This is a genomic window from Tsukamurella serpentis (assembly GCF_054780975.1).
Map to the genome: position 1 here is coordinate 81,649 of NZ_BAAGVH010000009.1, position 24,239 is coordinate 105,887.

Genomic DNA, 24,239 nt, shown 5'->3' on the forward strand with positions numbered 1-24,239 from the left:
GGATCCGATGACCGAGGCGCCGAACCGCCCCCTCCTCGGATTCACTGTGGCCGTCACGGCCGCGCGCCGCGCCGACGAGCTGACCACCATGCTCGAACGGCGCGGCGCCGCTGTGGTCGCAGCTCCCGCCATCGCCATGGTTCCGCTCTCGGACGACGAGCGGCTGCGGGCGGCCACCGACGAGCTGCTCGGCGATCCACCGGACCTGCTGGTCGCGACCACCGGGATCGGCTTCCGGGGCTGGTTGGAAGCCGCTGAGGGGTGGGGTGTGGCGGAGCGGCTGCTGGCCGGCCTCGGAGCGGGGCGGGTCATCTCCCGCGGGCCCAAGGCCACCGGAGCGCTACGCGCGGCCGGACTCCGGGAGGAGTGGTCGCCGCCGTCGGAGTCCTCCGAGGAAGTGCTCAGCCACCTCAGCGGTGCCGACCTCACCGGTCAGCGGGTCGCGGTCCAGTTGCACGGTGCCACCGACGATTGGGACCCGAACCCGGGTCTGCTCGACGGCCTGCGCGCCCTCGGCGCCGAGATCATCCCGGTCCCGGTGTACCGATGGGAGCAGCCGGCGGACCTGACCGGGCTGGACCGGATCGTCGAGGCGATCGCCACCGCCGACGTCGACGCCGTCACCTTCACCTCCGCCCCCGCGGTGGCCTCCGTCCTCGAACGCGCAGCGGAGGTGGGTCTCGACGGTGCCGTCCGGGCCGCACTGAGCGGTCCCGTGGTCCCGTACTGCGTGGGGCCGGTCACCGCGACACCGTTGCAGCGTGTGGGCGTGGACTCGGTGACCCCGGACCGGATGCGACTGGGTGCACTGGCCCGGCTCGTGGAGCAGGACCTGCCGCAGCGGCGCCCCGACCTGTCGGTGGCCGGGCACACCGTGGGCATCCGCGCCCGCGGCGTGGTGGTCGACGACGAGGTCCGGGAACTCACTCCCACCTCGATCGTGCTGCTGCGGTTGCTCGCGCGGCATCCGGGGGACGTGGTCTCCCGGGACGAGCTGCTGGCCGCTCTCGGTGGCGACGACACCCACGCGGTGGAGGCCGCCGTCGCCCGGCTGCGCCTGGGGATGGGGCACAAGGAGATCATCGCAACGGTGGTCAAGCGCGGTTACCGCCTGGCCACCGACGAGGAGTAGTGACATGGGAACACTGTTGGTGGCGCACGGAACGCGCAGCGAACACGGGGTCGCACTGATCGGTGATCTGGCCACCGCGATGGCCGGCCGGCTCGACGAGCAGGTCCGGGTCGCCTTCGTCGACGTCCTCGGACCCACCCCGAGCGAGGTACTGCGGGCGGTGCACGACGAGGACACCGTCGTCGTGCCGGCGTTCCTGTCCAGCGGCTTCCACGTGCGCCACGATCTGCCCCGCGAGGTCGCCGAATCCGGGCACCGCAGGGTCACTGTCACTCCCGCGCTGGGGCCGTCTCCGGAACTGGCCCGCGCCATGCTCGGGCGGCTCCAGGACGCCGGATGGCGCCGCGGCGACGCGGTGGTGATGGCCGCGGCCGGAACCCGTGACATACACGCGCAGGGGGAGTTGCGGCGCACCGCGGCGGCGCTGTCCGCACTGGTCGGTGCCCGCGTGTCGATCGCCTTCGCCGCCCCCAGCCAGCAGACCGAGGGCTATCCCTCGGTGCCGGAGGTGGTCTCCAGGGTGCGGGCCGGTGGTGCCCGCCGAGTCGCCGTGTCCTCGTACCTGCTCTCCGAGGGACTGTTTCAGCAACGCCTGCGCGAGTCCGGCGCCGATGCCGTCGGTGCGCCGCTGGGGCTGCATCCGTCGGTGGTGCGCCTGGCGTGCCTGCGCCGCACGCACGCCGGGATCGCGGTCCCGGCGACGGCCACCGTCCGCACCTGACCTCAGGCGGTCGCCGGGCGCGGCCGGAATCCGAACCGCACCTCGGGGGAGTTCGCGACGAAGACGGTGCCGTCCAGCGAGATCCGGACGTCGTAGACCGGGATCGAGACTCCCGGTGCGTCCAGGCAGCGGCCGTCGAGCAGGCTGAACGCCTGCTTCTTCAGCGGCGATTGGACCACCGGGAAACCGCCGCGGTCACCGACGATTCCGCGTGACATCACCGCGGCGCGACCGATCGGATCGATGTTGCCGACTGCGCGGATGCTGTCGTCCGCGAGCCGGAACAGGGCCACCTGGGCACCGTCGGGTAGCAGCACTGCGACCCCGCGCAGTGGTTCGAGCCGGCTGACCGGGCAGGCCTCGGTCCAATCCCGGGTCCAGCGGTGCAGATCGAAGGGAACGCTTGTCATCTCAGGCCTCCTGACCGGTGAGCGGACGAGTGGTGGGCGGTGCGGGTGTGCCGAGCAGTACCGGGACCTTGCGGCCGTTCTTCTCCCCGAAGTCGACGGTCGGGTCCGGGGCGCCGGGGGCGTTGACGAAGGAGACGAAGCGGGAGAGCTTGTCCGGATCGTCGAGGACGCCCTTCCACTCGCAGCCGTAGCCGTCGACGTGCCGGGTGACACTGGCCTCGAAATCGGCGTTGAGGCCGAGTGCGTCGTCGATCACCACCTCCCGCAGCCGGTCCATGCCGCCGTCGAGCCCTTCCACCCAGGCCGCGGTGCGCTGCAGGCGGTCCGCGGTGCGGATGTAGTACATGAGGAACCGGTCGACGTACTTGATCAGCGTCTCGTCGTCGAGGTCGCCGGCGAGCAATTGCGCGTGCCGCGGAGTCATACCGCCGTTGCCGCCGACGTACAGGTTCCAGCCGGATTCGGTGGCGATGACCCCCACGTCCTTGCCGCGTGCCTCGGCGCATTCGCGGGCGCAGCCCGAGACGCCCATCTTGATCTTGTGCGGGGACCGCAGGCCCCGGTACCGCAGTTCCAGGTCGATGGCCATCTGCACCGAGTCCTGCTGGCCGTAGCGGCACCAGTCGCTGCCCACGCAGCTCTTGACGGTGCGCAGGGACTTGCCGTAGGCCTGACCGGATTCCATGCCTGCGTCCACCAGTCGTCGCCAGATCAGCGGGAGCTGGTCGACGGTGGCGCCGAACATGTCGATCCGCTGGCCACCGGTGATCTTGGTGTACAGCCCGAAGTCCCGGGCGATCTCACCGATCACGATCAGCTGCTCGGCGGTCACGTCGCCGCCGGGCATCCGGGGCACCACGGAGTAGGTGCCGTTGCGCTGGATGTTCGCCAGGAAGTGGTCGTTGGAGTCCTGCAGCGAGGCCTGTTCGCCGTCGAGGATGTGGTCGGAGCTGGTGGAGGCGAGGATCGAGGCCACCGTCGGCTTGCAGATGTCGCAGCCGGTGCCGGTGCCGAACCTCTCGATCAGGCCCGAGAAGGTGCGGATACCGCTGGCCTGGACCAGCTCGAAGAGCTCTGCCCGGGACTGGGAGAAGTGCTCGCACAGGGACTTCGAGACGGTGACGCCCTCGGCTTCGAGCAGCTGCGAGAGCAGGGGCACGCACGAACCGCAGGAGGTTCCGGCGCTGGTGCAGCCCTTGAGTTCGGCGACCGTACAGGAGCCGTCCGCGATGGCACTGCACAGTGTGGCCTTGGTGACGTCGTTGCAGGAACAGATCTGTGCTTCGCCGGGCAACGCACCCACGCCGATGCCGGGGGAATCGGCACCGGCGGGTGCGATCAGCGAGACCGGATCACCGGGCAGCGAGGAGCCGACCAGGGGACGCAGGACGCCGTACTGCGAGGCGTCGCCGACCAGCACACCGCCGAGCAGGGTGCTCGCGTCGTCGGAGAGCACGAGCTTGGCGTAGGTGCCGCCGATCGGGTCGCTGACCACCACGTCCAGTGCGCCTTCGGTGGTGCCGAGCGCGTCGCCGAAGGAGGCGACGTCCACGCCGAGCAACTTCAGCTTGGTGGACATGTCCGCACCCGGGAACTGCGCGTCGCCGCCCAGCAGACGGTCCGCGACCACCTCGGCGGTGGCGTAACCGGGACCGACCAGGCCGTAGCAGCGACCCTCGATCGCGGCGACCTCACCGATGGCGTAGACGTCTGGATCGGAGGTGACACAGCCGAGGTCGGTGATCACGCCGCCCCGCTCGCCGACCTCGATGTCCGCGGCGCGGGCCAGCTCGTCCCGCGGGCGGACCCCGGCGGCGAAGACCACGACCGCCGCGGCGACCACTGTCTCGTCCTTGAGGGTGACCGCCAGGCCGGTGTCGGTGCGGGAGATGTCGGTGGTGCCGGAGGACAGGCTGATGTCGATGCCCAGTTCGCCGATCAACCGGGCCAGGTGCTCGCCGCCACCGCTGTCGACCTGCTGCGGCATCAGGCGCGGGTTGACCTCCACGACGTGCGGGCGCAACCCCAGGGTGCGCAGTGCGTTCGCCGCTTCCAGACCGAGCAGGCCACCGCCGACCACCATGCCGACGGCGCCCTCACCGCGGGCGAGGGCGGCATCGGCGTCGGCGCGGATGGCGTCGAGATCGTCCAGGGTGCGGTACACGTGACAGCCGGGGAGGTCGTGACCGGGAACCGGTGGGACGAAGGCGTAGGAGCCGGTCGCCAGGACCAACGCATCGTAGGACACCGATCCGGTAGCGGTGGTGACCGTCTTCGCGGCCCGGTCGATACCGGTGACCCGCTCCCCGAGGCGCACCTGCACCAGATCGTCGCCGGCGTAGTCGTTGCCGGCGAGCGCCAGGCCGCTGCGATCCCACTTGCCGACGTACGATGACAGTCCCACCCGGTCGTAGGCGGCGTCCGTCTCCTCGCCGAAGACCACCACGCGCCAGTCGCCGTCGTCGTCGCGAGCGCGGAGCGCCTCGATGAACCGGTGGCCGACCATGCCGTGGCCGATGACGACGACGGTGCGTGGCGCAGTCATGTCGATCTCCTCACGTTGCGAACTCGTTGGAGACGACGGTAGGGAGACGGTGTTGCCGTCAGGTGCTCGTGCGTTGCGGCTCCGTCACGCAATCCTCACATTCGCGCCGGGAGGCTGTGAGAACCGCTCAGGCGAGTCGTTCGACCAGGTCACCGGGTTGTGCGAGCGGAGGCAGGACCACGATCGCGCGGTGGTCGTGCACGCCCAGGAGGTGCCCTGTCGCCACCGATTCCGGCACCAGCCAGCCGCCGTGGCCGTCCGGTTCGGCCGGCAGCATCCGGGTACGAGGATCGGGGTTGCGGCCGGCGAGCGGGACCAGTTCCACCGGCCGGGGCCGGGCTGCGGTCAGTGTCTCGCACACCGGGCGCGCCACCAGCGCCGCGCCGAGCAGCGCGGCCACCGGGTTGCCCCCGAGGCCGATCACCACCGGTCCGCCGGGCACGGTCGCCACCAGCAGGGATCCACCGGGCCGGACGTCGATGCCGTCGACCAGCAGGGTGGCGCCGGCGCCGGCGAGCGCACCTCGCAACCGGTCGGCGGCGCCGCGCCCGGTGGCGCCGATGATGATCACGACGTCCGCCGAATCCGGGCGTAACGACGCGGCGAAGGACGTGGCGTCGTCGGGTAGGTGCGCGGCACGGGTCACGCGCGTGGCGAGACCCTCCAGCAGCGCCGTCACCGGACCCGCCGCGGTCTCGGGCAGTCCCGCGTGGCCGGGTGACCCGACCTCGTCACCGGAGGTGTGCAGCGCGATCCGGACCGGTCCGCGTAGCGCGGCGCTGTTCGTGCCCGCGGCCGCCGCCACGGACATCAGCGCCGGGTCGACGACGGCGCCGGCCGGTGCCAGGATCCGCCCTGCGGGCCAGGCGGAACCGGTGCGGCGCACGTCGTCCCGCCCGGGGTGTGAGCAGCTCACCCGGTCGGCGTCGACGGTGACCTCCTCGTCCCGGATCACCCGGTCGGCGCCGGCGGGGAGACGCGCGCCGGTCGCGATCCGCACTGCGCGGCCCGGTCCCAGCCGCGCTGAGCGGTGTCCGGCGAGGACGGCGCCGGCCGTCACGGTCCACGGGCCCGGGCCGGCGACGGCCCATCCGTCCATCGCGGATTGGTCGAACGGTGGGAACGGGGCCGTCGCGTGCAGCGGTTCGGCCAGCACCGCGCCGTCGACCAGCGGGCCGGGAGCGGCGGGCAGGGTCGGGAGGGTGGCGCGGAGCGTGCGGCGTGCGGCGTCGGGGGAGCGCCGAGCCCGCGTGAGGTCGTCCGGGGTATCGACGTCGGCGATCGCCGAACGCAGGCAGGGAGGGTCGGCCGGGACGATGGCGCGTACCGGTTTCCCGGCCGGATCCCCGACTCCGGCGAGCGCGGCCCGCAGAGCGGCGGTGTCCCATACGGCGAGCAGGTACTGGAGCCGGCCCGTGGTGTCCTGTGCGAGCGCGACCGGTGCGCGGCGCCGCGCCCGCAACTGCGCCAGCCGCGCGACCGTACCTCGATCGACCTCGGGCAGGTCGGCCGCGAGGACGACGACGGTGCGACACCGCTCCGGTAGTGCCGCGAGCCCCGCGGCGAGCGCCGCGAGTGGTCCTCCGCCGGGGGGATCCTCGCGCGTCGTCGTCACGGAATCGGGCGGCACCGAATCGGGAACGGTGCGCGGTGGTCCCACCAGCACCGTCGTCGTACCGCGGACGGCGTCGAGAGCTGCGTCGAGGAGGCGTCGCCCGCCGACCACCTGCTCAGGTTTGTCGCAGCCGAGCCGGCGTCCTTCGCCTCCGGCCACGATGATCGCCGCATCCGGGAGAGCGGCGGGGTCATCGTGGTCAGTAGACGTCACGCACGTATCTCCGTTCCGCTGACAAGGCGGCGACGTAGGCGTCCGCGCTCCGCGGAGCCATATGGCCCTGTTCGGCGACGATACCGCGCAGCGCGTCGTCCACGTCGCGGGCCATCCGGGCGGCATCGCCGCAGACGTAGACGTAGGCGCCGCGGCGGATCCATTGCCACAGTTCGGCGGCGTTCTCCCGCATCCGGTCCTGTACGTACACCTTCTGGGCGTGATCGCGGGAGAACGCGGTGTCGAGCCGGGTCAGCACTCCTGCGTCGGCGAGTCGGGCCAGCTCGTCCCGGTAATAGAAGTCGGTCGCCTCGTGCTGCTCCCCGAACAGCAGCCAGTTGTCACCGTCGTGCCCGGCTCCTCGCCGCTCGTGCAGGAATCCGCGGAACGGCGCTATGCCGGTGCCGGGTCCGATCATCACCACCGGGGCGTGCGGATCCTGCGGCGGCAGGAAGGCTCTGGTCGGCTGGATGAAGACGTCCACCTCGTCGGACTCGCTGAGCGAAGCCAGATGTGAGGAGCACACCCCGGAGCGGTCGGCACCGGCGTGGTCGAATCCGACCACCGAGACGGTCACCGAGACCCGGTCCGGATCCTCGCGCGGGCTCGACGAGATCGAGTACAGGCGGGGAGTGAGCGGTCGTAGGAGCGCGGTCCATTCGGCCTCGTCGGCCCGGACGGGATGGGCGGTCAGCAGGTCCAGCAGTTGCCGGCCCCAGGTCCAATCCGCGAACTTGGTGGGCTCGTCGATGATTCCGCGCAGTTCGTCGCTCGCCTCCGAGCGGTCGGCGACGAACCGGAGCAGTTCCGGGGAGATGCGGGTGAGGTCCATCCGGTCCAGTCCCTCGGTCTCGGGACGGACGCCGGTCCGGGCGCAGAACTCCTCGATCACCGCTGTCGAATTGCGGGGCCACACCCCCAGAGCGTCACCGGCCCGGTACGGCAGTTCCGTGGCGGGTAGCGCGAACGTGAAGCGGCGCACGTCCTTCGCCGAGCCGTCGCCGGAGAGCCGTTCGGATTCCAGTAATCGGGTGCGCAGCGGGTTGGTGCGCGAGTAGCCCAGCGGGCCCTGCGATGCTGCGGCGTCGGTCGCGGTGTCGGCGTCGAGGTGCGGGGCCAGGGCTGAGACCACCTGTGTCAGCCAGGCCGCGGCGGTCTCGCTGTAGTCGGGTTCGCATGCGGCGCGTGGCGCGATCCGGGTCCCGCCCAGGTGTTCGAGGCGGGCGTCGAGCTTGCGGGAGAATCCGCAGAAGTCCGCGTAGGAGGGGTCGCCGAATCCGAGGACCGAGAAACGCAACCCGTCGAGGTCGCCGGGTTCGGCCGCGGCGAGCGCATCCCACAGTGCGACGCCGTTGTCCGGGGCGTCACCGTCGCCGGTGGTCGCGACCAGGAAGACGACGGTGCCGTTCAGTTGCGCGGGTGAGATCTGTTCGGCACCGAGCACCGTCGGCGCCATTCCGGCACTGGTGAGGGCGGCGGCGCAGTCTGTGGCGTAACCCTCGGCGGTGCCGGTCTGCGAGGCCCACACCACCGTCACGGTCTGTGTGACGGAGCCGGTGTCGTCGGTGCGGGCGGCGTACACACCGGCGAGGACGCCGGAGAGCCAGGCGCGGGCGATCGGGGTGAGGGGTGCGTTGTCGGGCACCGTCGGTACGCCCGACGGGGGCGCGGCGGCGAGTCCGGTGAGGAGGCCCCCGAGATAGCCGGAGGCCTCGGCGGAGAGCTCACCGGGGCCGGATGCGTACGGCGCTAAGGCCGCCGCGAGCGGCGAATCGTGAACCGCCGCGAGCGGCGAATCGTGAACCGCCGCGAGCGGCGAATCGGGCACAGTCGCGGAAGGTCCGACGGTGGCCGGATCGGCGGGGACCGGCGTCAGTGCGACCGCGCTGACCTTGAACTCCGGCTGCAGCGACTCGGCGTCGACGGCGTCGTTGGTCACGGTGTTCACGGCCACCTCCGGGGCGTAGGCGTCGGCGAAGTGCATGGGGGCGAAGCAGACCCCAGGGCGGGCGGTGGCGTCCACGGCGACCGGCAGGGTCGCGCCGCCGCGCCGGCTGGAGACTCGAACCTGCGCGCCGGACGCCAGTCCCAGGCGTTGCGCATCGTCGGGGTGCAGTTGTAGGAAGGGCGATGGGTTGAGCTTGTTGAGCTTGTCCACCCGTCCCGTTTTCGTCATGGTGTGCCACTGGTGCGCGAGGCGACCGGTGGTCAGCACCATCGGGTACTCGTCGTCGGGCAGCTCGGCGGGCGGCAGGTAGGGCCGCGGCAGGAATTGGGCCCGACCGGACGCGGTGGCGAACCGCAATCCGCGGTGGCCGGGTCGGTCCTGCTCATCGGCGTGCGGGTCGAGGTACCGGATGGGGTTCCGGTCGGGTGCGCCCGGCGGGGCGGGCCATTGCACCGGGCCGCTGCGCAGCCGTTGGTGATCGACACCGCGCAGGTCCCACCCGGTCCGCGGATTGTGGAACGTCGTGAGTTCGTCGAAGACGGCGGCGGCGTCGGGGTAGTCGAAGTGCTCGCCGTAGCCCAGTTCGGCGGCGATCAGGCAGATCAGCCGCCAATCCGGGAGCGCGTCGCCGGGCGGCGGTGTCGCGGCCGAGGTGAGCGTGAGGTTGCGTTCGGAGTTCACCATCACACCGTCGGTCTCCGCCCACAGCGCGGCGGGCAGCACCACATCGGCGTAGGCGGCGGTCTCGGTGCCGGTGTAGGCGTCCTGAACGATCACCAGCTCGGCGGTTCGGAGCGCGTCGATCACCGTGGATCGGTTCGCCATCGACGCCACCGGGTTGGTGCAGATGATCCATGCTGCCTTGATGTCTCCCGCCGCCATCTCGCGGTACATCTGCACGGTGCCCGCGCCGGCATCGGTGCGGATGGTACCGGCGGGCAGGTTCCACAGGCCCTCGGCACGGGCACGATCATCGTCGACCAGGACCGACCGCTGCCCGGGCAGGCCGGGTCCCATGTACCCCATTTCCCGGCCGCCCATGGCGTTGGGTTGACCGGTCAGCGAGAACGGGCCGGAGCCGGTTCGGCAGATCGCACCGGTGGCCAGATGGAGGTTGCAGAGGGCGACGGTGTTCCAGGTGCCGTGGGTGGATTGGTTGAGGCCCATCGTCCACAGGCTGGTCCAGTTGTCGGCTCCGGCGATGAGGTCCGCAGCTGCGGCGACGTCTTCGGCGTTCAGCCCGGTGATCTCCGCGACCCGATCGAGCGGGTACTCGGCGAGGAGAGCGGGCATCGCATCCCAGCCCTCGGTGTGGGCGTCGATGAACTCGTGATCGACGGCGTCGCGTTCGAGGAGTAGCGCCAGTAGCCCGTTGAGTAGCGCCAGGTCGGTTCCGGGGCGGATCGGCAGGTGCAGGTCGGCCTTGGCGGCGGTGGCGGTGCGTCGCGGGTCGACCACGATCAGCTTGGCTCCGGCCTTGACCCGGTCCATCATCCGCAGGAACAGGATCGGGTGGCAGTCCGCCATGTTCGCGCCCATGACCAGGAAGACGTCTGCGTGGTCGAGGTCGTCGTAGCTGCCGGGCGGCCCGTCGGAGCCGAGGGACTGCTTGTAACCGGTTCCCGCGCTCGCCATGCACAGTCGTGAGTTCGACTCGATCCACTTCGTGCGGAGGAAGCCCTTCGCGAGTTTGGTGGCGAGGTACTGCGCCTCGATCGTCATCTGTCCGCTGACGTACAGGGCGATCGAGTCCGGTCCGTGTTCGTCGCGGATCGCGCGCAGCCGGCGCCCGGTGGCTGCGACCGCCTCGGTGAGTTCGACCGGGGCGCGGTCGTGGTCACGGTCGGCCCGCAGTTCCGCGCGGCTCTGCCGGCCTCCGGCGGCCAGTAGGTCGACGGTGGTCGTGCCCTTGGTGCACAGCCTGCCGCGATTGGCCGGGTGATCCTTGGTGCCGACGGACTTCGTCACAGCGCCGTCGCGCACCTGCAGGGTGAGGCCGCAGCCCACCCCGCAGTAGCCGCACACCGTCTCGATGTCCATATCGCCACGGTGCCCGTGCGGTGTTTCCGGTGTCGGGCCGGATTGTTACGGCGGTGTCACCGCCGTCGCGTGCGGCTGCAGGTGCGTCCGTGCGCAACCGTCCGGTCAGCCGCCCAGTCCCGACACCGGCCCACCTTCCGCGGGCGGTGCCGCGACTCCGATGCGCCGGAAGGTCCTGTCGTATTCGTCCTTCCATCGCGGCCAGTCGAGGTATGCCGCGGCGTCGATTCGAGCGCGGTAGCGGCGGTACTCACCGCGGGCGGTGCGCAGTGAATTGCGAGCCCGTCGCGCGGACCTGCGGGCCTCGTACCTGGCGTTCCACTCCTGGCGGGGCGTCAGGGGAACCGGTGGGTCGCGGAACACCTGCCGATCGAACACGATGCGCTCCTGTCGAGAGCGGGCGACGGTGGCCGGGTCGCCGCCCGCGGTGGTGTCAACCTATCCGGCGACCGATCCGCCAGGCTCCGAGCAGGGTGAACGCGACGAAGATCACAGCGAACCACAACCACATGGCCCACTCCGGAATCTGCATGGTCGCGAGGTGCGGGATGAGCCCGTACTCGTCCTGGATGGCGGTGCGGGTCTGTTCCGAATTCCCCGCCAGATCGTCCAGCGGCCCGGTGGTGAACGGGCGGCGCATGAGGGTGGCGGCCTGATTGAACGGCAGGAGGTTCATCACCGTCACCACACCCCCGGGCAGCGCGCCCGTGGTGATGTAGGCCCCGGCGAGGAATCCGCCTGCGGTGCCCACGATGGTCGCAACCGAGGTGAACACTGCGTTCGAGGCGATGAAAGTGACCACCAGGCTCCACACCGCCGAGAACAGCAGACAGAATCCGATCATCTGCGCCAGGGCGTGCGCGAACGCACCGATCGACATCGCCGCCGAGTACACGACCGCGAGGTAGATCTGTGCGAGAACCAGAACGACCGCGCTCAGCGACAAGGCGATCAGGAAGGCGCCGAAGAGGTACGCCAGGATCATCTGTATCCGACTGATCGGGGACACCAGGAAGTCCCGGAAGACGTTGCCGGCCCGGTCGGTCACGAACACGACGAGTGCGGACAGACTGGTGGTGGCGGTTGTGATCATCACCAGGTTGGCGATCACCCAGGAGTAGACGAAGGCGTCGACGTCCTCCGGCGACGAGCCGGGGACCGAATCCGAGAGCGCCTTCGTCTGCACTCCACCCAGGAACGCCGCGAACAAGACGAACAGGATGATCGGCGAGAGCAGCGAGAAGAACACCGCCGCCGGGTCCCGGAAGAACACGATGACGTTGCGTGCAGTCAGGTGGTACAGCATCATCGCCCGTTCCTCGTGATGTTCAGGAAGACGTCGTCCATGGTCCCGTGGCGGAACTCGAAGTCGGTGATCTCGGCGCTGAACTCGCGCAGGATCCGCATCGCTTCGCGGCTCGATGCCACATGGACGCGGCGTTCGTTGTCCTTGGTGAACGCCGGGGTGGGGTATTTCGCGTCGAACCGGCGCCCGTTGCGCAGGGTCAGCCGCAACTCGTCCTTGGCGTACCGGGCACGCAGGTCCGTCGGCGTCCCGGCGATGGCGATCCGGCCGTGATCGATGATCGCGATCCGGTCCGCCCGCTCGGCCTCCTCCATGTAGTGCGTGGTGAGGAAGACCGTCAGCCGCAATCGCCGCTGCAGATCGACGATCGTCGACCACACCCGTTCCCGGGAGTCCGGGTCCAGTCCGGTGGTCGGCTCGTCGAGGAACAGGATCCTCGGCCGGTGGATCAGCGCGCGTGCGATGTCGGCGCGGCGCTTCTGACCGCCGGAGAGTCCCTTGTACCGCCGTGAGATGAACTCGTCCAGATCGAGCAGCTTCGACAGGCCGTCGATCCGGATGCCTGCCTCGCCCTTGTCGATCCCGTAGAACGCTGCGCGCAGAGCCAGGTTCTCCCGGACCGACAGGGCCGGATCGAGCAAGGACTCCTGGAACACCACACCGATCGAGCGCCGGATATCGGTGTCCTGCTTGCCGACCCTCATTCCCGCCACCTCGATGGCTCCGGAGGTGGGAGCGCTCAAGGTGGTGATGCAGCTGATCGTGGTCGATTTGCCCGCGCCGTTGGTGCCGAGGAAGGCGAACGTCGTACCGGCGTCGACGGTGAACGACAGGTTGTCGACGGCCCGCACGCTGCCGTAGTCCTTGATCAGGTTGTGCACTCTGATTACCGGTGCCACGTGATTCCCTTCACTGGTTGTCGCCGGAGACGGTGCCGATGGGCGAGCGGGACGTACGGCAATGCTGCCAGACCAGGCGAACCACGACGTCCTCCGCGCTGGAGAGGAAGAAGTGGCCGCCGGGCACGATGTGGTTTCCGCGCCAGGTGCGGGCGTGGTCGGCCCAGCCCGCGACCTCCCGTGCGGGTGCGGTGTTGTCCTCGCGGCCCGCGAGGGCGATCATCGGCGCTTCGACCACGCCGTCCACAGTCGGAACGTAGGAGTCGATGGCCTGCAGGTCGGCACGGAGGTGCGGGAAGGCCTGCTCCCGGAACGCGGGATCGTCGAGCAGTTCGACGGGGGTGCCGCCCCAGTCGAGGCATTTCGCGCGGAGCCGCTCGTCGTCGAGCCGGCCGTGTGGTTCCCGGCGGGCGGCGTGCCGGGGCGCGGGAGCACCCGAGACGATCAGGCCCGCCGGGCCGCTTTCGGCACGCTGCAGCAGGAGCGCCGCCTCGTACGCCATCCATGCGCCCATGCTGTGTCCGAACAGGATCGTCCGGGCGGGTCCCAGCGCGAGGACGTGACGGGCGACGTCGCGTGCCAGTTGTTGCGCGTCCAGGACCGGCGTCTCCGTGTCCCGAGCGGCCCGGCCCGGGTAGTCCAGGGGGCGTACATCGACCCGATCACCGAGCAGACGCTGCCAGCGCTGGAAACTCCCTGCCATGCCACCCGCATACGGTAGGCAGAGCAGGATCGTCCGATCGCTCATGAGGCGCGATCTCGCAGGTCGGGTGGTGTGGGGGCGGGGAAATAGCCGCTGTCGACGAACCAGTCGAAGTACCGTCGCAACAGCTCCGAGTCGATCGGTGGGCAGGCGATGGACGTGCCGGCCAGCCCCTCCCGTACGTGCGAGTCGTCGAAGACAGCGTCGGGCATCCGGTCCAGCGGAGTGGCGGAGAGGAACGGTGCAAGAGCGGCGGCGGTCTCGTCCCCGGTGGTGTCCGCGAGGTCGGTGGCCATCTCGCACCACTGCGCGAACGGGACCTGCATGCCGTCGTAACCGTACTCGGCCATCCAGCGGACCAGGTCCGCCACTGCGACGGTCTCGGACGAGACCACGTGGAAGGCGCGGCCGGCGGCGCGGTCGTCCCGGCACAGGTGGGCGATCGCCCCGACCACGTAGTCGACCGGGGTGACATCGGTGGACATGTCCATCACCGGTGCGGCGCCCAGTGCTATCCCCAATCGGATCGTCTGCCAGAGGAAGTCGGAGAACTGGCAGGCGCCGGTGCGGCTGTGACCGGACACCCGGCCGGTGCGGTAGACGTACGTCGGAACGCCGCGCCGCCCGGCCTCGAACACCAGTTGTTCACCCACCCACTTCGACTGCGTGTAGCCGAACGTGTACTCCAGGTTCTGGATCGGATCGTGGTCCTGCTCGGAGAACACCGTGTCCTGCGGGTAGGAGAAGCGGGAGAAGACGTAGGTGGTGGAGACGAAGTGCACGGGCTTGACCGGACCGTCGCAGGCCAGAGCGAGAACCTGTTGTGTTCCGCCGACGTTCGCCGGTTTGAGGGTCTGGTAGGGCCGTAGGAAGTTGACGTCGGCACCGCAGTGCATGATGGCGTCCACACCGGCGGCCAGTGAGGCCCACGAATCCGCACTCAGCCCCAGTCTCTCCTCGGTGAGATCGCCCGGGACCGCGACGATCCGATCGGCGAAGGACCCGTCCCAGATGCCGTATCCCTCCAGCGCGCTCCGTAGCCGAGCGGCGCCCTCGTCGACGGTGCCGGCGCGCACCAGGCAATGCATGGTGGCGTCGGACGTGGTCAGGAGTTCGGCGAGAAGGAAGGCGCCGACGAACCCGGTGGCGCCGGTGACGAGCAGGTTCGTCGCGTTCGCCGTGCTGCGCACCGGTGCGCCCGGTGCCGGCCGGATCTCGTCCGGCAGCACCGCCTCGTCGGCGAGCACCAGGGGATTGTGAACGGTGCCACCGTTTTCGAGGATGTGCGCCAGTCGCTCGATGGTGAGCTCGCCGGCGAACAGTGCCGGCAACGGCACCATCAGGCCGAGCTTCTCCCGGACCCGGAACACCAGCTTCGTGGCCAGGAGGGAATGTCCGCCGAGCAGGAAGAAGTCATCGCGCAGGCCGGGTGCCGTCTGCAGGGAGAGCAGGTCCACCCAGATCGCGGTCAGATCCCGTTCCAGGTCGGTGCGGGCGGCGATGAACTCCGTGCCCGCTGCGGTCGCCAGGGAGACCGGTGTGCCGCCCCGCGCGGCGAGTGCCTTCCGGTCGATCTTGCGATTGGGGGTGAGCGGGAAGGCCCCGACCGGCACGAAGGAACTCGGAACCATGAACGGGGGCAGGGTCCGGCGCAGCCGGTCCAGAAGGGCCGGGATGTCACCGAGATCGTCGGCCGTGCATTCGAGGTAGGCGACGACGGCCGCACCCGCCGAGTCGAGCCCGGCGATCGCCCGGATCCCGGGAATTGCGGTTTCCAGCGCGCTTTCGATCTCGCCGAGCTCCACCCGGTAGCCGCGGACCTTCACCTGGGTGTCCATCCGGCCGCTGAACTCGATCCGGCCGTCGCGGGTGCGGCGGGCCAGGTCACCGGTGCGGTAGGCGCGCGGGCCGCCGGGCCCCGCCAGCGTGATGAACCGGTCCGCGGTGAGGTCGGGGCGCTCGTGGTATCCGAGGGTGACGCCGTCGCCGACGATGCACAGTTCGCCGAAGACCCCGTCGGGCACCGGGGCCAGCGCGGTGTCGACGACGGCGATACCGGTTCCGATGATCGGGCGACCGATCGGGATCGTCCCTCGTTCGACGTCCGCCGTGGTGACCCGGTGCACCGTCGACCAGATGGTGGTCTCGGTGGGACCGTACATGTTCCACAACTGGCCACAGTGGCGCAGCAGTTTCCCGGCGAGCACCGCCGGCATCGCCTCGCCGCCGCACAGGGCACGCAGCCCGGGGTGTCCCGCCCAGCCGGCGTCGAGCAGCAGGTGCCAGGTGGTGGGCGTGGCCTGCATCAGCGTGACCCGGTGGTCGGTGAGCATCCGGGCCAGCCGGTCCCCGTCGCGGGCGTCGTCGGCGTCGGCCAACACCACCCGTCCGCCGACCGCGAGCGGCAGCAGCAGTTCGAGCATGGCGATGTCGAACGACGGACTGGTGACCGCCAGCAAGGTGTCGGTCGCGGTCATCCCGGGCTCGGCGGCCATGGCCGCGAGGAACGTGATGACGTTGCGGTGCGAGACCCGCACCCCCTTGGGGCGGCCCGTGGAGCCGGAGGTGTACAGCATGTACGCCGGCCGCTCGGCGGGGTCGGGTTGTTCGCTGGGTGCGGACGGTTTCGCCCGGGCACAACCCGGATCGGCACTGACATCGATCCACGGCAGCGTGGAGGCGGGCAGCGCCTCCCGGTCCTCCGGCGTGCTCAGCAGGACCGGGATTCCGGCATCGGTGCAGATGAACTCGAGCCGCTGCGCGGGGTACGCCGGATCGAGTGGCACGAAGGCGAAGCCCGCTCGCATCACCGCGAGCATCGCGATCACCACGTGCGGCGAGCGGGGCAGCAGCAGACCGATCGGAGTCCCGGGAGGAGCGTCGACGCCGCTGCGGATACGGGCGGCCAGAGCATCGACCCGCAGTTCGAGGTCGGCGTAGGTGATCTCCTCGCCGCCGGCGACGACGGCCACTCGGCCGGACCCCGCGGACACCGAGCCCAGGACGTACTCGTCGAGCGAGGCGGCCGTGAGCGACTGCGGCGCGGGCACCTCGGGCACCGGTGCGGTGGTGGTGAGCGGGAGTGCGCCGGCCGGACGGCCGGTGTCGCGTCCCGGCTGCACCAGGGCGTCGAGCACCGCGAGGAAGCCCTCGATCAGGGCGTCGGCGGTCGGCTGGTCGAACAGGTCCGCCGCCACATCGAGGGTGCCGGATACGCCTTGCGCAGAGGTGGTCACGTTCAGCAGGACGTCGTACTTGGCGCAGCCGTTGTACATGTCGCGCATCTGCATCTCCGGCGCGCTGCGGTCCTCCTGCATGTTGAGGATCGCCTGGAACAGCGGTGGCCGTGCCGGGTCGCGGGCCAGGTCCAGCGCCGCGAGCACTCGGTCGAACGGTGCGCCGCGGTGCCGGAATCCCTCCCGGACCACGTCGTTGACATGCGCCAGCAGATCCTCCACCGGATCGTCCGTGCCGATCCGGATCCGGAGGGCGAGGGTGTTGAGCAGCGGACCGATCACAGACTCGGTACCCGGCTGCGAGCGCTGCGCGACAGGGACGCCGATCATCACCTCGTCCTGCGCTGACCAGCGGCTCAGGACCGCCGCGTACGCGGTGACGACGGTGACGAACGGGGTGACGCCGAGGTCGGCGCTGAAACTGCGTAGCGCGCTCGCCTGATCGGCGGTGAGCGTGAACGGGGTGCGTCGTCCGCGATGACTCTGCTGGTCCGGCCGTGGATGGTCGGTGGGGAGCGAGAGTGCGGCCGGCGCGCCGGCCAGACCGTTGGTCCAGTAGGCGATCTCGGCGTCGTCCGCTTCGGTTTCGGCGCGGTCGGACTCCCAGAGGGCGACGTCGGCGTACTGGAACGGAACGTCCGCCAGAGTCTGCAACCGCCCGATCAGCCGCCCGGTGATCAGCCTGCCCAGTTCTCCGAACAGGATGCCGGTGGAATACCCGTCGGCGACCATGTGGTGCAGAGAGATCTGCACCCACGACCCTCCGCCCACCGCCCGCGCCAGGGTGGCCCGGATCAGCGGCGCCTGCTCGATGTCGAACGGGGTCCGCGCATCTTCCTCGAACGCTGCCCACATTGCGGCGTCATCGAGGCCGGAGAGGATCCTCACCTGCGGCCGGCCGACCGGCACCGCTCGTGCGACCGGTGCACCGTCGTGGTTCTCGAACCGTGTGCGCAGCACCGCGTGACGCTCGATGACCTCGCCGAGGCAGTCGATGAACACGTGCTCGGGTACGTCCACCGGCAGTCTCGCCACCCCGGACATCACGTGCATGCTGGTCCCGGGGTGGAACTGCTCGAGGAACCACATGTTCTCCTGGGTCGCGGACAGGCGTGCCGGATCACCGTCGCCGACGCGACGCTCGATCCGCGGCTCGGCCGGTCGCGACGGTGCCCGTCCCAGGCGGGACAGCAGTCGGGCGCGCTGTTCAGGGCTGAGCGCGGCGAGGCGGGAGCTGATTTCAGTCAACGGGGGCCTCCGTGCCGGGGTCGGTGGTATCGGTGGCCGCCAGAAGGGCGGCCACCTCGTCGGCGTCGAGATCGGCGAGCAGGTCGGCGAGGTCCTCCACCTCGGCGTCGGCCGGTACGGGATCGATCGCGGCCAGTAGCTCCGCCGTGATGGTGGCTACAGTGGCACCGTCCAGCAGGAAGGCGATGGTGGGCGCCGTTGCGAACTGCTGCTCCAACCGGATGCGCAGTTCGGTCGCCAGCATCGAGTCCATCCCGAGGCGGCCGAGCGGTTCGTCGTCGGGTACGTGGTCCTCCGGCATCCGCAGGACCCGGGACACCGTGCCGCGGACCCCCTCGGCGGCGATCGCGTAACGATCGGATTCGACCGCGCCGGCGAGCCGGTCGAGGACCGAATCCTGGGCGTGTGCGCCGTCTTCGGGCTGGTCACCGAGGTGGGCGACGAGCACTGGTTCGAGGGCGTAGCTGGCGATCACCGACGGCCAGTGCGCCGACACCACGCCCTGCTGCACCTCACCGGAGCCGATCAGCTCCCGCAGCAGAGCCATGCCGGTCTCCGGGTCGATGAGGTCGATGCCGCGCTGGCTGTACAACTCGCGCAGGCCGAGATCGGCGATCATGCCGGCATCCCACGGACCCCAGTTGATCGACAGTGCGGGAAGGTTCCGCCCGCGCCGATAGTGCGCGAGGGCGTCCAGGAAAGCGTTACCGGCGGCGTAGTTGCCCTGCCCCGGGGAGGGGATCACCGCCGAGATCGAGGAGAACAGGACGAAGAAGTCGAGAGGAGCGCCGAGCGTGGCCTCGTGCAGTGCCCACGCCCCGAGAACCTTGGGGCCGACCACCCGGTCCACCTGATCGGCGGTCATCCGCACCAGGATCTGGTCCTCGACGGTGCCTGCGGAGTGGATCACCCCGCGCACCGGTGGTAGCCCCCGGGCGTGCAGCCGCTCCAGCATCGCGGTGAGCGCCCGCTGATCGGTGACGTCCACCGGTTCGACGTGCACTGCGGTACCCGCGGCCTCGGCGCGGTGGATCGCCGCCACCGCGGCTCGCTGCCGGGTATCGGTCAGAGCGTCCCAGGTCTCCCGAGGCGGCAGGCCCGAGCGGGAGGTGACCACCAGGTGCCCGGCGCCCAGCTCGGCGAGTGTGCCGATCACCAGGGCACCGAGGGCGCCCAATCCACCGGTGACGATGTACGAGCCGTCCGGCCGCAGGTGGGCGGGGATCCGGCCGCCGGAGCGGGCGGACGGATGGAGTCGGGCCACCAGGCGTTCGCCGCCGCGGAAGGCCACCTGATCCTCGTCGCCACCGTCGTGGGTCAGCTCGTCGAGGAGGAGCTCGGTACTGCCGGGCAGGTCAGCCGGATCGAGATCCACCAGCCGTGCCTGCAGGCCCAGGAGCTCGTGGTGCAGGACCCGGCCGATCCCCAGGATCGACGACTGCCACAGACCGTCCTCGGACATCGCGCCGTCGATCGGCTGCGCGCCGCTGGTCACGACGTAGGTGGGTGCGGCCACCCCGCGACGGTCCAACTCGGCGGCGAGGTGCACCAGGGAGAGAACGGCGTCGTGCGAGGTCCACCCGAGCGCCCGAGCGGTCTGTGTGCGGGCCGGATCGTGCGACCACAGGTGGACGATCCCGCCCAGTCCGTCGTCGGGGAGCACCCGGTCGAGCATCGCGGAGAGAGCGTCCCGGTCGTCCGCTGCCGGAATCCCGGTGGCGTCGCCGAGCGGCACCAGAACCGGCGTGGCGCCGGAGGCGGTCAGACGCTGAGCGAGCGTTTCGGCGATCCCGGAGTCGTCGGCGAAGAGCAGCCAGGTGCCTTCCGCGGGCACCGCCGCGCCGGCGGCGCTCGGCTGCCAGCGCTGCTCGTACACCCAGTCGGTGCCCACCCGCGACGGCGCCGGACCGTCGAGCACCCGGACGGTGAATCCCTCGACCTGCACCAGCACGGTGCCGTTGTCGTCGGCGATGGTGACGTCACCGCTGATCAGGGCAGGATCGGAGGGTTCCCGTGCGGATGCACGGACCAGCAGCGGGCCCTCCGCCCGGCCGCAGACCGAGATCCGGTCGACACCGACCGGGATGATCCGGGCCTCACCGGTGCGCGCCAGCGCCAGCGGCAGCAAGGACTGGAAGGCGGCGTCGAGGACGCTCGGCTCCAGCACCGGCTCCCGGTCGGCGACCGGCTCGGGCGTCACGGCCGCGATCCGCGCGGCGACTGCACCGTCGCCGATCCGTACCTCCTGTAGGAGTCGATACGCCGGACCGTACTCGAATCCCGCGCGCGCGAAATCCTGGTACAGCGCCTCGGCCGCTACCGGGGAGAGAGCCTCGACGGTGGCGTCCGAGACGTCGATGACCGAGCGGAGCACCGGCCCGGGCCGGAGTGTGGCACCACTGTGCCGGATCCAGCGCTGCGCCTCGGGCAGCCGTCCGTGGATGGTGATCCGTCCCGAGGACGGATCGAGATCGGTGTCCACCAGGTAGGTGCCCCCGCTCCGGTGCGCCAGAGCGGCGTCGAACGAGACGTCGAGCAGAGTCACCGTGGACGCGTCGTACTCGTCGCGGGCGACCTCCGCGGCGATCTCCACGAATCCGGCGCCCGGGAACAGAGCGGCGCCGTGCACCACGTGGTCGCGCAGCGCCTTCGGGGCGGTGCCGTCGAGGATCCGTCGCCAGCACGGTCGCGCGTCGTCCTTGCGGTTACCCAGGTAGGGCTCGACGGTCTCGGCGAGACGCTCGGTGCGTCCGGATCCGGATTCGGACCAGTACCGTGCCCGCTGCCACGGGTAGGCGGGCAGGGTGCGCATCGGCGCGCGCGGTGCGAGCGGGGTGAGATCGACGTCGACGCCGTGCACCCAGAGATCGCAGAGGGCGGTGGCGAAGGAGTGCGCATCGTCGCCGTCGCGCCGCAGGGACGCGACGGTGGTGGGCGCGTGAGCGTCCCCGGCGGCCGCCGCTTCCGCGATCGCCCGGGCCAGTACCGCGCTCGGCCCGATCTCCAGGAAGGTCGTGGCACCGTCGTCGAGCAGGGCCGAGACCGCCGCACCGAACAGAACGGGCCGGCGGATGTTCCGCCACCAGTATTCGGCGTCGTGCAGCACCGAGCCGTCCGTGGGGACCACGGTGCCGGTCACCGTGGAGTAGAGCGGTAGCGCCGGTGCCGTCGGGCGGAGATCGCGCAGGGCCGCGCGGACCTCCGGTTCCAGCGGGTCCATCGACCGGCTGTGGTAGGGCACGTCGCCCGGAACCAGCCTCGCGAACACCCCGTCGGCGGTGAGCTGTTCGCGGACCGGTTCCAGTTCTGCGAGTTCACCGACGAGCGCAACCGAATCGGGGCTGTTGAACGCCGCGAACTCGAGCCTGCCGTCGGCGACGGCAGGCGATTTCGCCGCCTCGGATTCGCTGAGCGCGACGGCCAGCAGACGACCACCGCCGCTGGCGAGGTGCTGGAGGCGAGCGCGATGCGCGATCACGGTGATCGCGTCCTCGAAGGTCAGAGCTCCCGCCGCCAGTGCGGCGGCGACTTCCCCGGCACTGTGTCCGACGATCGCGTCCGGGCGTACACCGAAGGTCTGCCACAGCCGGGTGAGCGCGTACTGCACCGCGAAGTTCGCGATCTGGGCGACCACGGATTCACCCATGCGCGAGCGATCCTCATCGGCGAGCAACTCGTCGGTGACCGACCACCCGATGATCGGACGCAGTGCCGCATCGCACCGGTCGACCGCCTCCCGGAACACCAGATTGTTCTCGAGGAGACCGCGGGCCATACCCCACCACTGCGGCCCCATCCCGGTGTACACGAACACCAGGGGGCGGGCGGGGAGCGTCGCCGAACCGGACCGCAGATTCGGGTGCGGTAGTCCCTCCGACGCGGCGGAGAGCGCATCGGAGGCGGCCGTTGCGTCCCCGGTGACCACACCGATCCGGCTGGTGCGGTGGGCGCTGCGTCGGTGCACCAGAGCCGCTGCGACCTCCGCAGTCGCTGCGGTCTCCCCGACGCCTCCGGCGGTGAGCAGGTCGGCGTAGTCGGCGGCGAGCCGTGCCAGGGCAGCGTCGCTGCGTGCGGCGATGGGTAGGACGAGGGCGATCCCGTCCCGAACCAGCGGGTTGGGAGGGGGAGCGCTGGGAGTGGGAGCAACTGCGGTGCTGCGCGAGTCGGCCTGATCCGCAGCAGCCGGTGGTGATTGCAGGATGGCGTGGGCGTTGGTGCCGCCGAACCCGAAGGAGTTCACCCCGGCGCGGACCGGGCCGCTCGCGGGGAGTCGCGCGGGCTCGGTGGGGATGCGTAGGCGCAATTCGTCGAGGTCGATGTCGGGATTGAGTTGTTCGAGGTTGAGGTGCTGTGGAACTCGGCGATTGAACAGGGAGAGAGCAGTTTTGATGAATCCGACTGCACCGGCTGCCGCTTCGAGGTGGCCGAGGTTCGTCTTCGCCGAACCGATCAGTAAGGGCTGCTGCGGATCACGGTCGCCACGGTAGGCGAGACCGATGGCCCGGGCCTCGATCGGATCACCCACGGGGGTCCCGGTTCCGTGGGCTTCGACGTACGAGATGCTCTCGCCGCGGATTCCGGCATCGGTCAGTGCGGCCTCGATGGCGCGCTGTTGGCTCTCCCCGTTGGGCACGGTGATGCCGTTGGTACGGCCGTCCTGGTTCACGGCTGTGCCCAGCACGGTCGCGTACACGCGGTCGCCGTCGGCCAGTGCCCGGCTGAGCGGTTTGAGCACCACCAGCGCGGCGCCCTCTCCGCGGACGTAGCCGTTGGCGGAGGCGTCGAAAGCCCGGGACGTGCTGGTGGGGGAGAGGAAGCCGCCGGTGGAGGCGGCGATCGTGAAGTTCGGGCTGAGCATCAGATTGACCCCGCCGGCCAGGGCCAGATCGCTCTCGCCGTTCCACAGGGAGCGGCACGCGAGGTGGATCGCCACCAGCGACGACGAGCAGGCGGTGTCGATCGACATGCTCGGTCCGAGGAGGTCGAAGGCGTGTGAGATCCGGTTGGAGAGCATCGTCATCACGACGCCGGTGGCGGTGTGCGCCGCGACGGTGGGCGCTTCGGCCGTGGCCGAGGAGAACTGCATCTGACCGTAGTCGAGGGTGAAACCGCCGGTGAACACGCCGGTGCGAGAGCCCTCCAGATCCTCCGCGCGCATCCCCGCGTCCTCGATGGACTCCCACGCCACCTCCAGCAGCAGCCGCTGCTGTGGATCCATCGAATCGGCCTCGACCGGCGAGATCCCGAAGAACGCGGGATCGAACTCGTCGACCGGTTCGGCGAGGAAGCCGCCGCGGCTGACCCGGCTCTTCCCGGGAACCCGGTCCGGCTCGTAGTACCGGGACCGGCTCCACCGCTCGTCCGGGATGTCGGTGATCGCATCGCGACCGGCGTCGAGCAGATCCCAGAACTCGGCCGCCGAACGCACCCCGCCAGGCAGGCGGCACCCGATTCCGACGACGGCGATCGGTTCGTGATCGGTGCGATCGGACGAGTAGCCCGGTATGGATCCGTCACTCAAGTCGTCCACTCCTCATCTTCGATTCTGGCGGGCCGGCGGACCGGTGGTACCGCCGCCGTCGGCCCCTATGTTCTCTGTCGACGCTTGGACGCTGCTTGTTACTGACTAGGCGTCGGGACAGTCCTCATGCGGTCAGGCTCAGGATCGTGCCCGATACGGGTTTCCATATCGCGTCTCGGAGCGAACGCCGAGACGAACAACTACCCCGGGCGCTTCGGTGAAGCGGACGGCCCGAAATTGTATGGCTACTCGTAGTGGCATCGTTTCGACTACCTTCATACAGGAGTGATGAACATGACATTTCTGGGGTTCGTGGTGCCTGCGCCCTAGTTCGTACTGGAACTGTGCAGATCGTCTCGACGAAGGATGCAGTCTGCTGTGTCGAATGGTCGATGACGAAGCGCGAGCGAAGGATCGATGATCTGTGCATCAAGCGAACCGCTGTGAGAATTCCGGGCCTCGCCCCACGCTCCACTGCGACTGACCGCCGTGGCGCGCGCTGTGAATGGACCGCGGCCAGCAGGCCATTATCGCGCGACTCGCTGCGTCTGATGTCATGATTCGTCAACTCCGTGACCTGCCCGGAGTGGTTCATTTGTCGAGCAGCTGCGCTCATTGCTTCAATACCGCGCGGCTCGGGACGATTCCTTCTGACGAATTCATCGTCGTGCGGGGCTTCCAAGACGGTCCGGGAACGGTAAT

General features: G+C 70.2%; 12 protein-coding genes. 2 read left to right on the forward strand and 10 right to left on the reverse strand.

Features of this window, described 5'->3' with window-relative positions; genetic code table 11:
• The first annotated feature begins 7 nt into the window (after positions 1–7).
• Both ACYVHG_RS15310 and ACYVHG_RS15315 read left to right on the forward strand, forming a co-directional pair.
• Positions 8–1,132 carry a uroporphyrinogen-III synthase gene (locus ACYVHG_RS15310; RefSeq protein ID WP_461168334.1) on the forward strand — a complete coding sequence of 375 codons (1,125 nt, stop codon included), beginning with the start codon at positions 8–10 and terminating at the stop codon, positions 1,130–1,132.
• Positions 1,133–1,136: 4 nt separating this feature from the next.
• Entirely contained in the window at positions 1,137–1,853 is a 717-nt protein-coding gene (locus ACYVHG_RS15315) for a sirohydrochlorin chelatase (protein WP_461168335.1), read from the forward strand.
• A gap of 2 nt (positions 1,854–1,855) precedes the next feature.
• Here the strand turns inward: ACYVHG_RS15315 and nirD are convergent, their stop codons facing one another.
• From nirD to ACYVHG_RS15365, 10 genes are all read right to left on the reverse strand, one after another.
• Positions 1,856–2,263, reverse strand: coding sequence for a nitrite reductase small subunit NirD (nirD, locus tag ACYVHG_RS15320; protein WP_461168336.1), 408 nt, complete (start codon positions 2,261–2,263; stop codon positions 1,856–1,858).
• 1 nt (position 2,264) lies between these two features.
• Positions 2,265–4,808 carry a nitrite reductase large subunit NirB gene (gene nirB, locus ACYVHG_RS15325; protein ID WP_461168337.1) on the reverse strand — a complete coding sequence of 848 codons (2,544 nt, stop codon included), beginning with the start codon at positions 4,806–4,808 and terminating at the stop codon, positions 2,265–2,267.
• A gap of 127 nt (positions 4,809–4,935) precedes the next feature.
• Complete coding sequence (locus tag ACYVHG_RS15330) at positions 4,936–6,636, reverse strand: NTP transferase domain-containing protein (protein ID WP_461168338.1); 1,701 nt, start codon at positions 6,634–6,636, stop codon at positions 4,936–4,938.
• Positions 6,623–10,624, reverse strand: coding sequence for a molybdopterin-dependent oxidoreductase (locus ACYVHG_RS15335; protein WP_461168339.1), 4,002 nt, complete (start codon positions 10,622–10,624; stop codon positions 6,623–6,625). Before ACYVHG_RS15335 ends, ACYVHG_RS15330 begins: the two co-directional genes overlap by 14 nt.
• Positions 10,625–10,729: 105 nt before the next feature.
• On the reverse strand, positions 10,730–11,002 hold the full coding sequence (locus tag ACYVHG_RS15340; protein ID WP_461168340.1) for a hypothetical protein: 273 nt from the start codon (positions 11,000–11,002) through the stop codon (positions 10,730–10,732).
• A 55-nt stretch (positions 11,003–11,057) separates the two neighbouring features.
• Positions 11,058–11,933, reverse strand: a complete 876-nt coding sequence (locus ACYVHG_RS15345; RefSeq protein WP_461168341.1) for an ABC transporter permease — start codon at positions 11,931–11,933, stop codon at positions 11,058–11,060.
• Entirely contained in the window at positions 11,930–12,829 is a 900-nt protein-coding gene (locus ACYVHG_RS15350; protein WP_461168342.1) for an ABC transporter ATP-binding protein, read from the reverse strand. The genes ACYVHG_RS15345 and ACYVHG_RS15350 overlap by 4 nt, the downstream gene beginning before the upstream one ends.
• A gap of 10 nt (positions 12,830–12,839) precedes the next feature.
• Entirely contained in the window at positions 12,840–13,532 is a 693-nt protein-coding gene (locus tag ACYVHG_RS15355) for a thioesterase II family protein (RefSeq protein WP_461168343.1), read from the reverse strand.
• Between the two features lie 41 nt (positions 13,533–13,573).
• On the reverse strand, positions 13,574–18,016 hold the full coding sequence (locus ACYVHG_RS15360; protein ID WP_461168344.1) for a non-ribosomal peptide synthetase: 4,443 nt from the start codon (positions 18,014–18,016) through the stop codon (positions 13,574–13,576).
• Complete coding sequence (locus ACYVHG_RS15365; RefSeq protein ID WP_461168345.1) at positions 18,009–23,537, reverse strand: type I polyketide synthase; 5,529 nt, start codon at positions 23,535–23,537, stop codon at positions 18,009–18,011. The genes ACYVHG_RS15360 and ACYVHG_RS15365 overlap by 8 nt, the downstream gene beginning before the upstream one ends.
• Positions 23,538–24,239 lie beyond the last annotated feature (702 nt).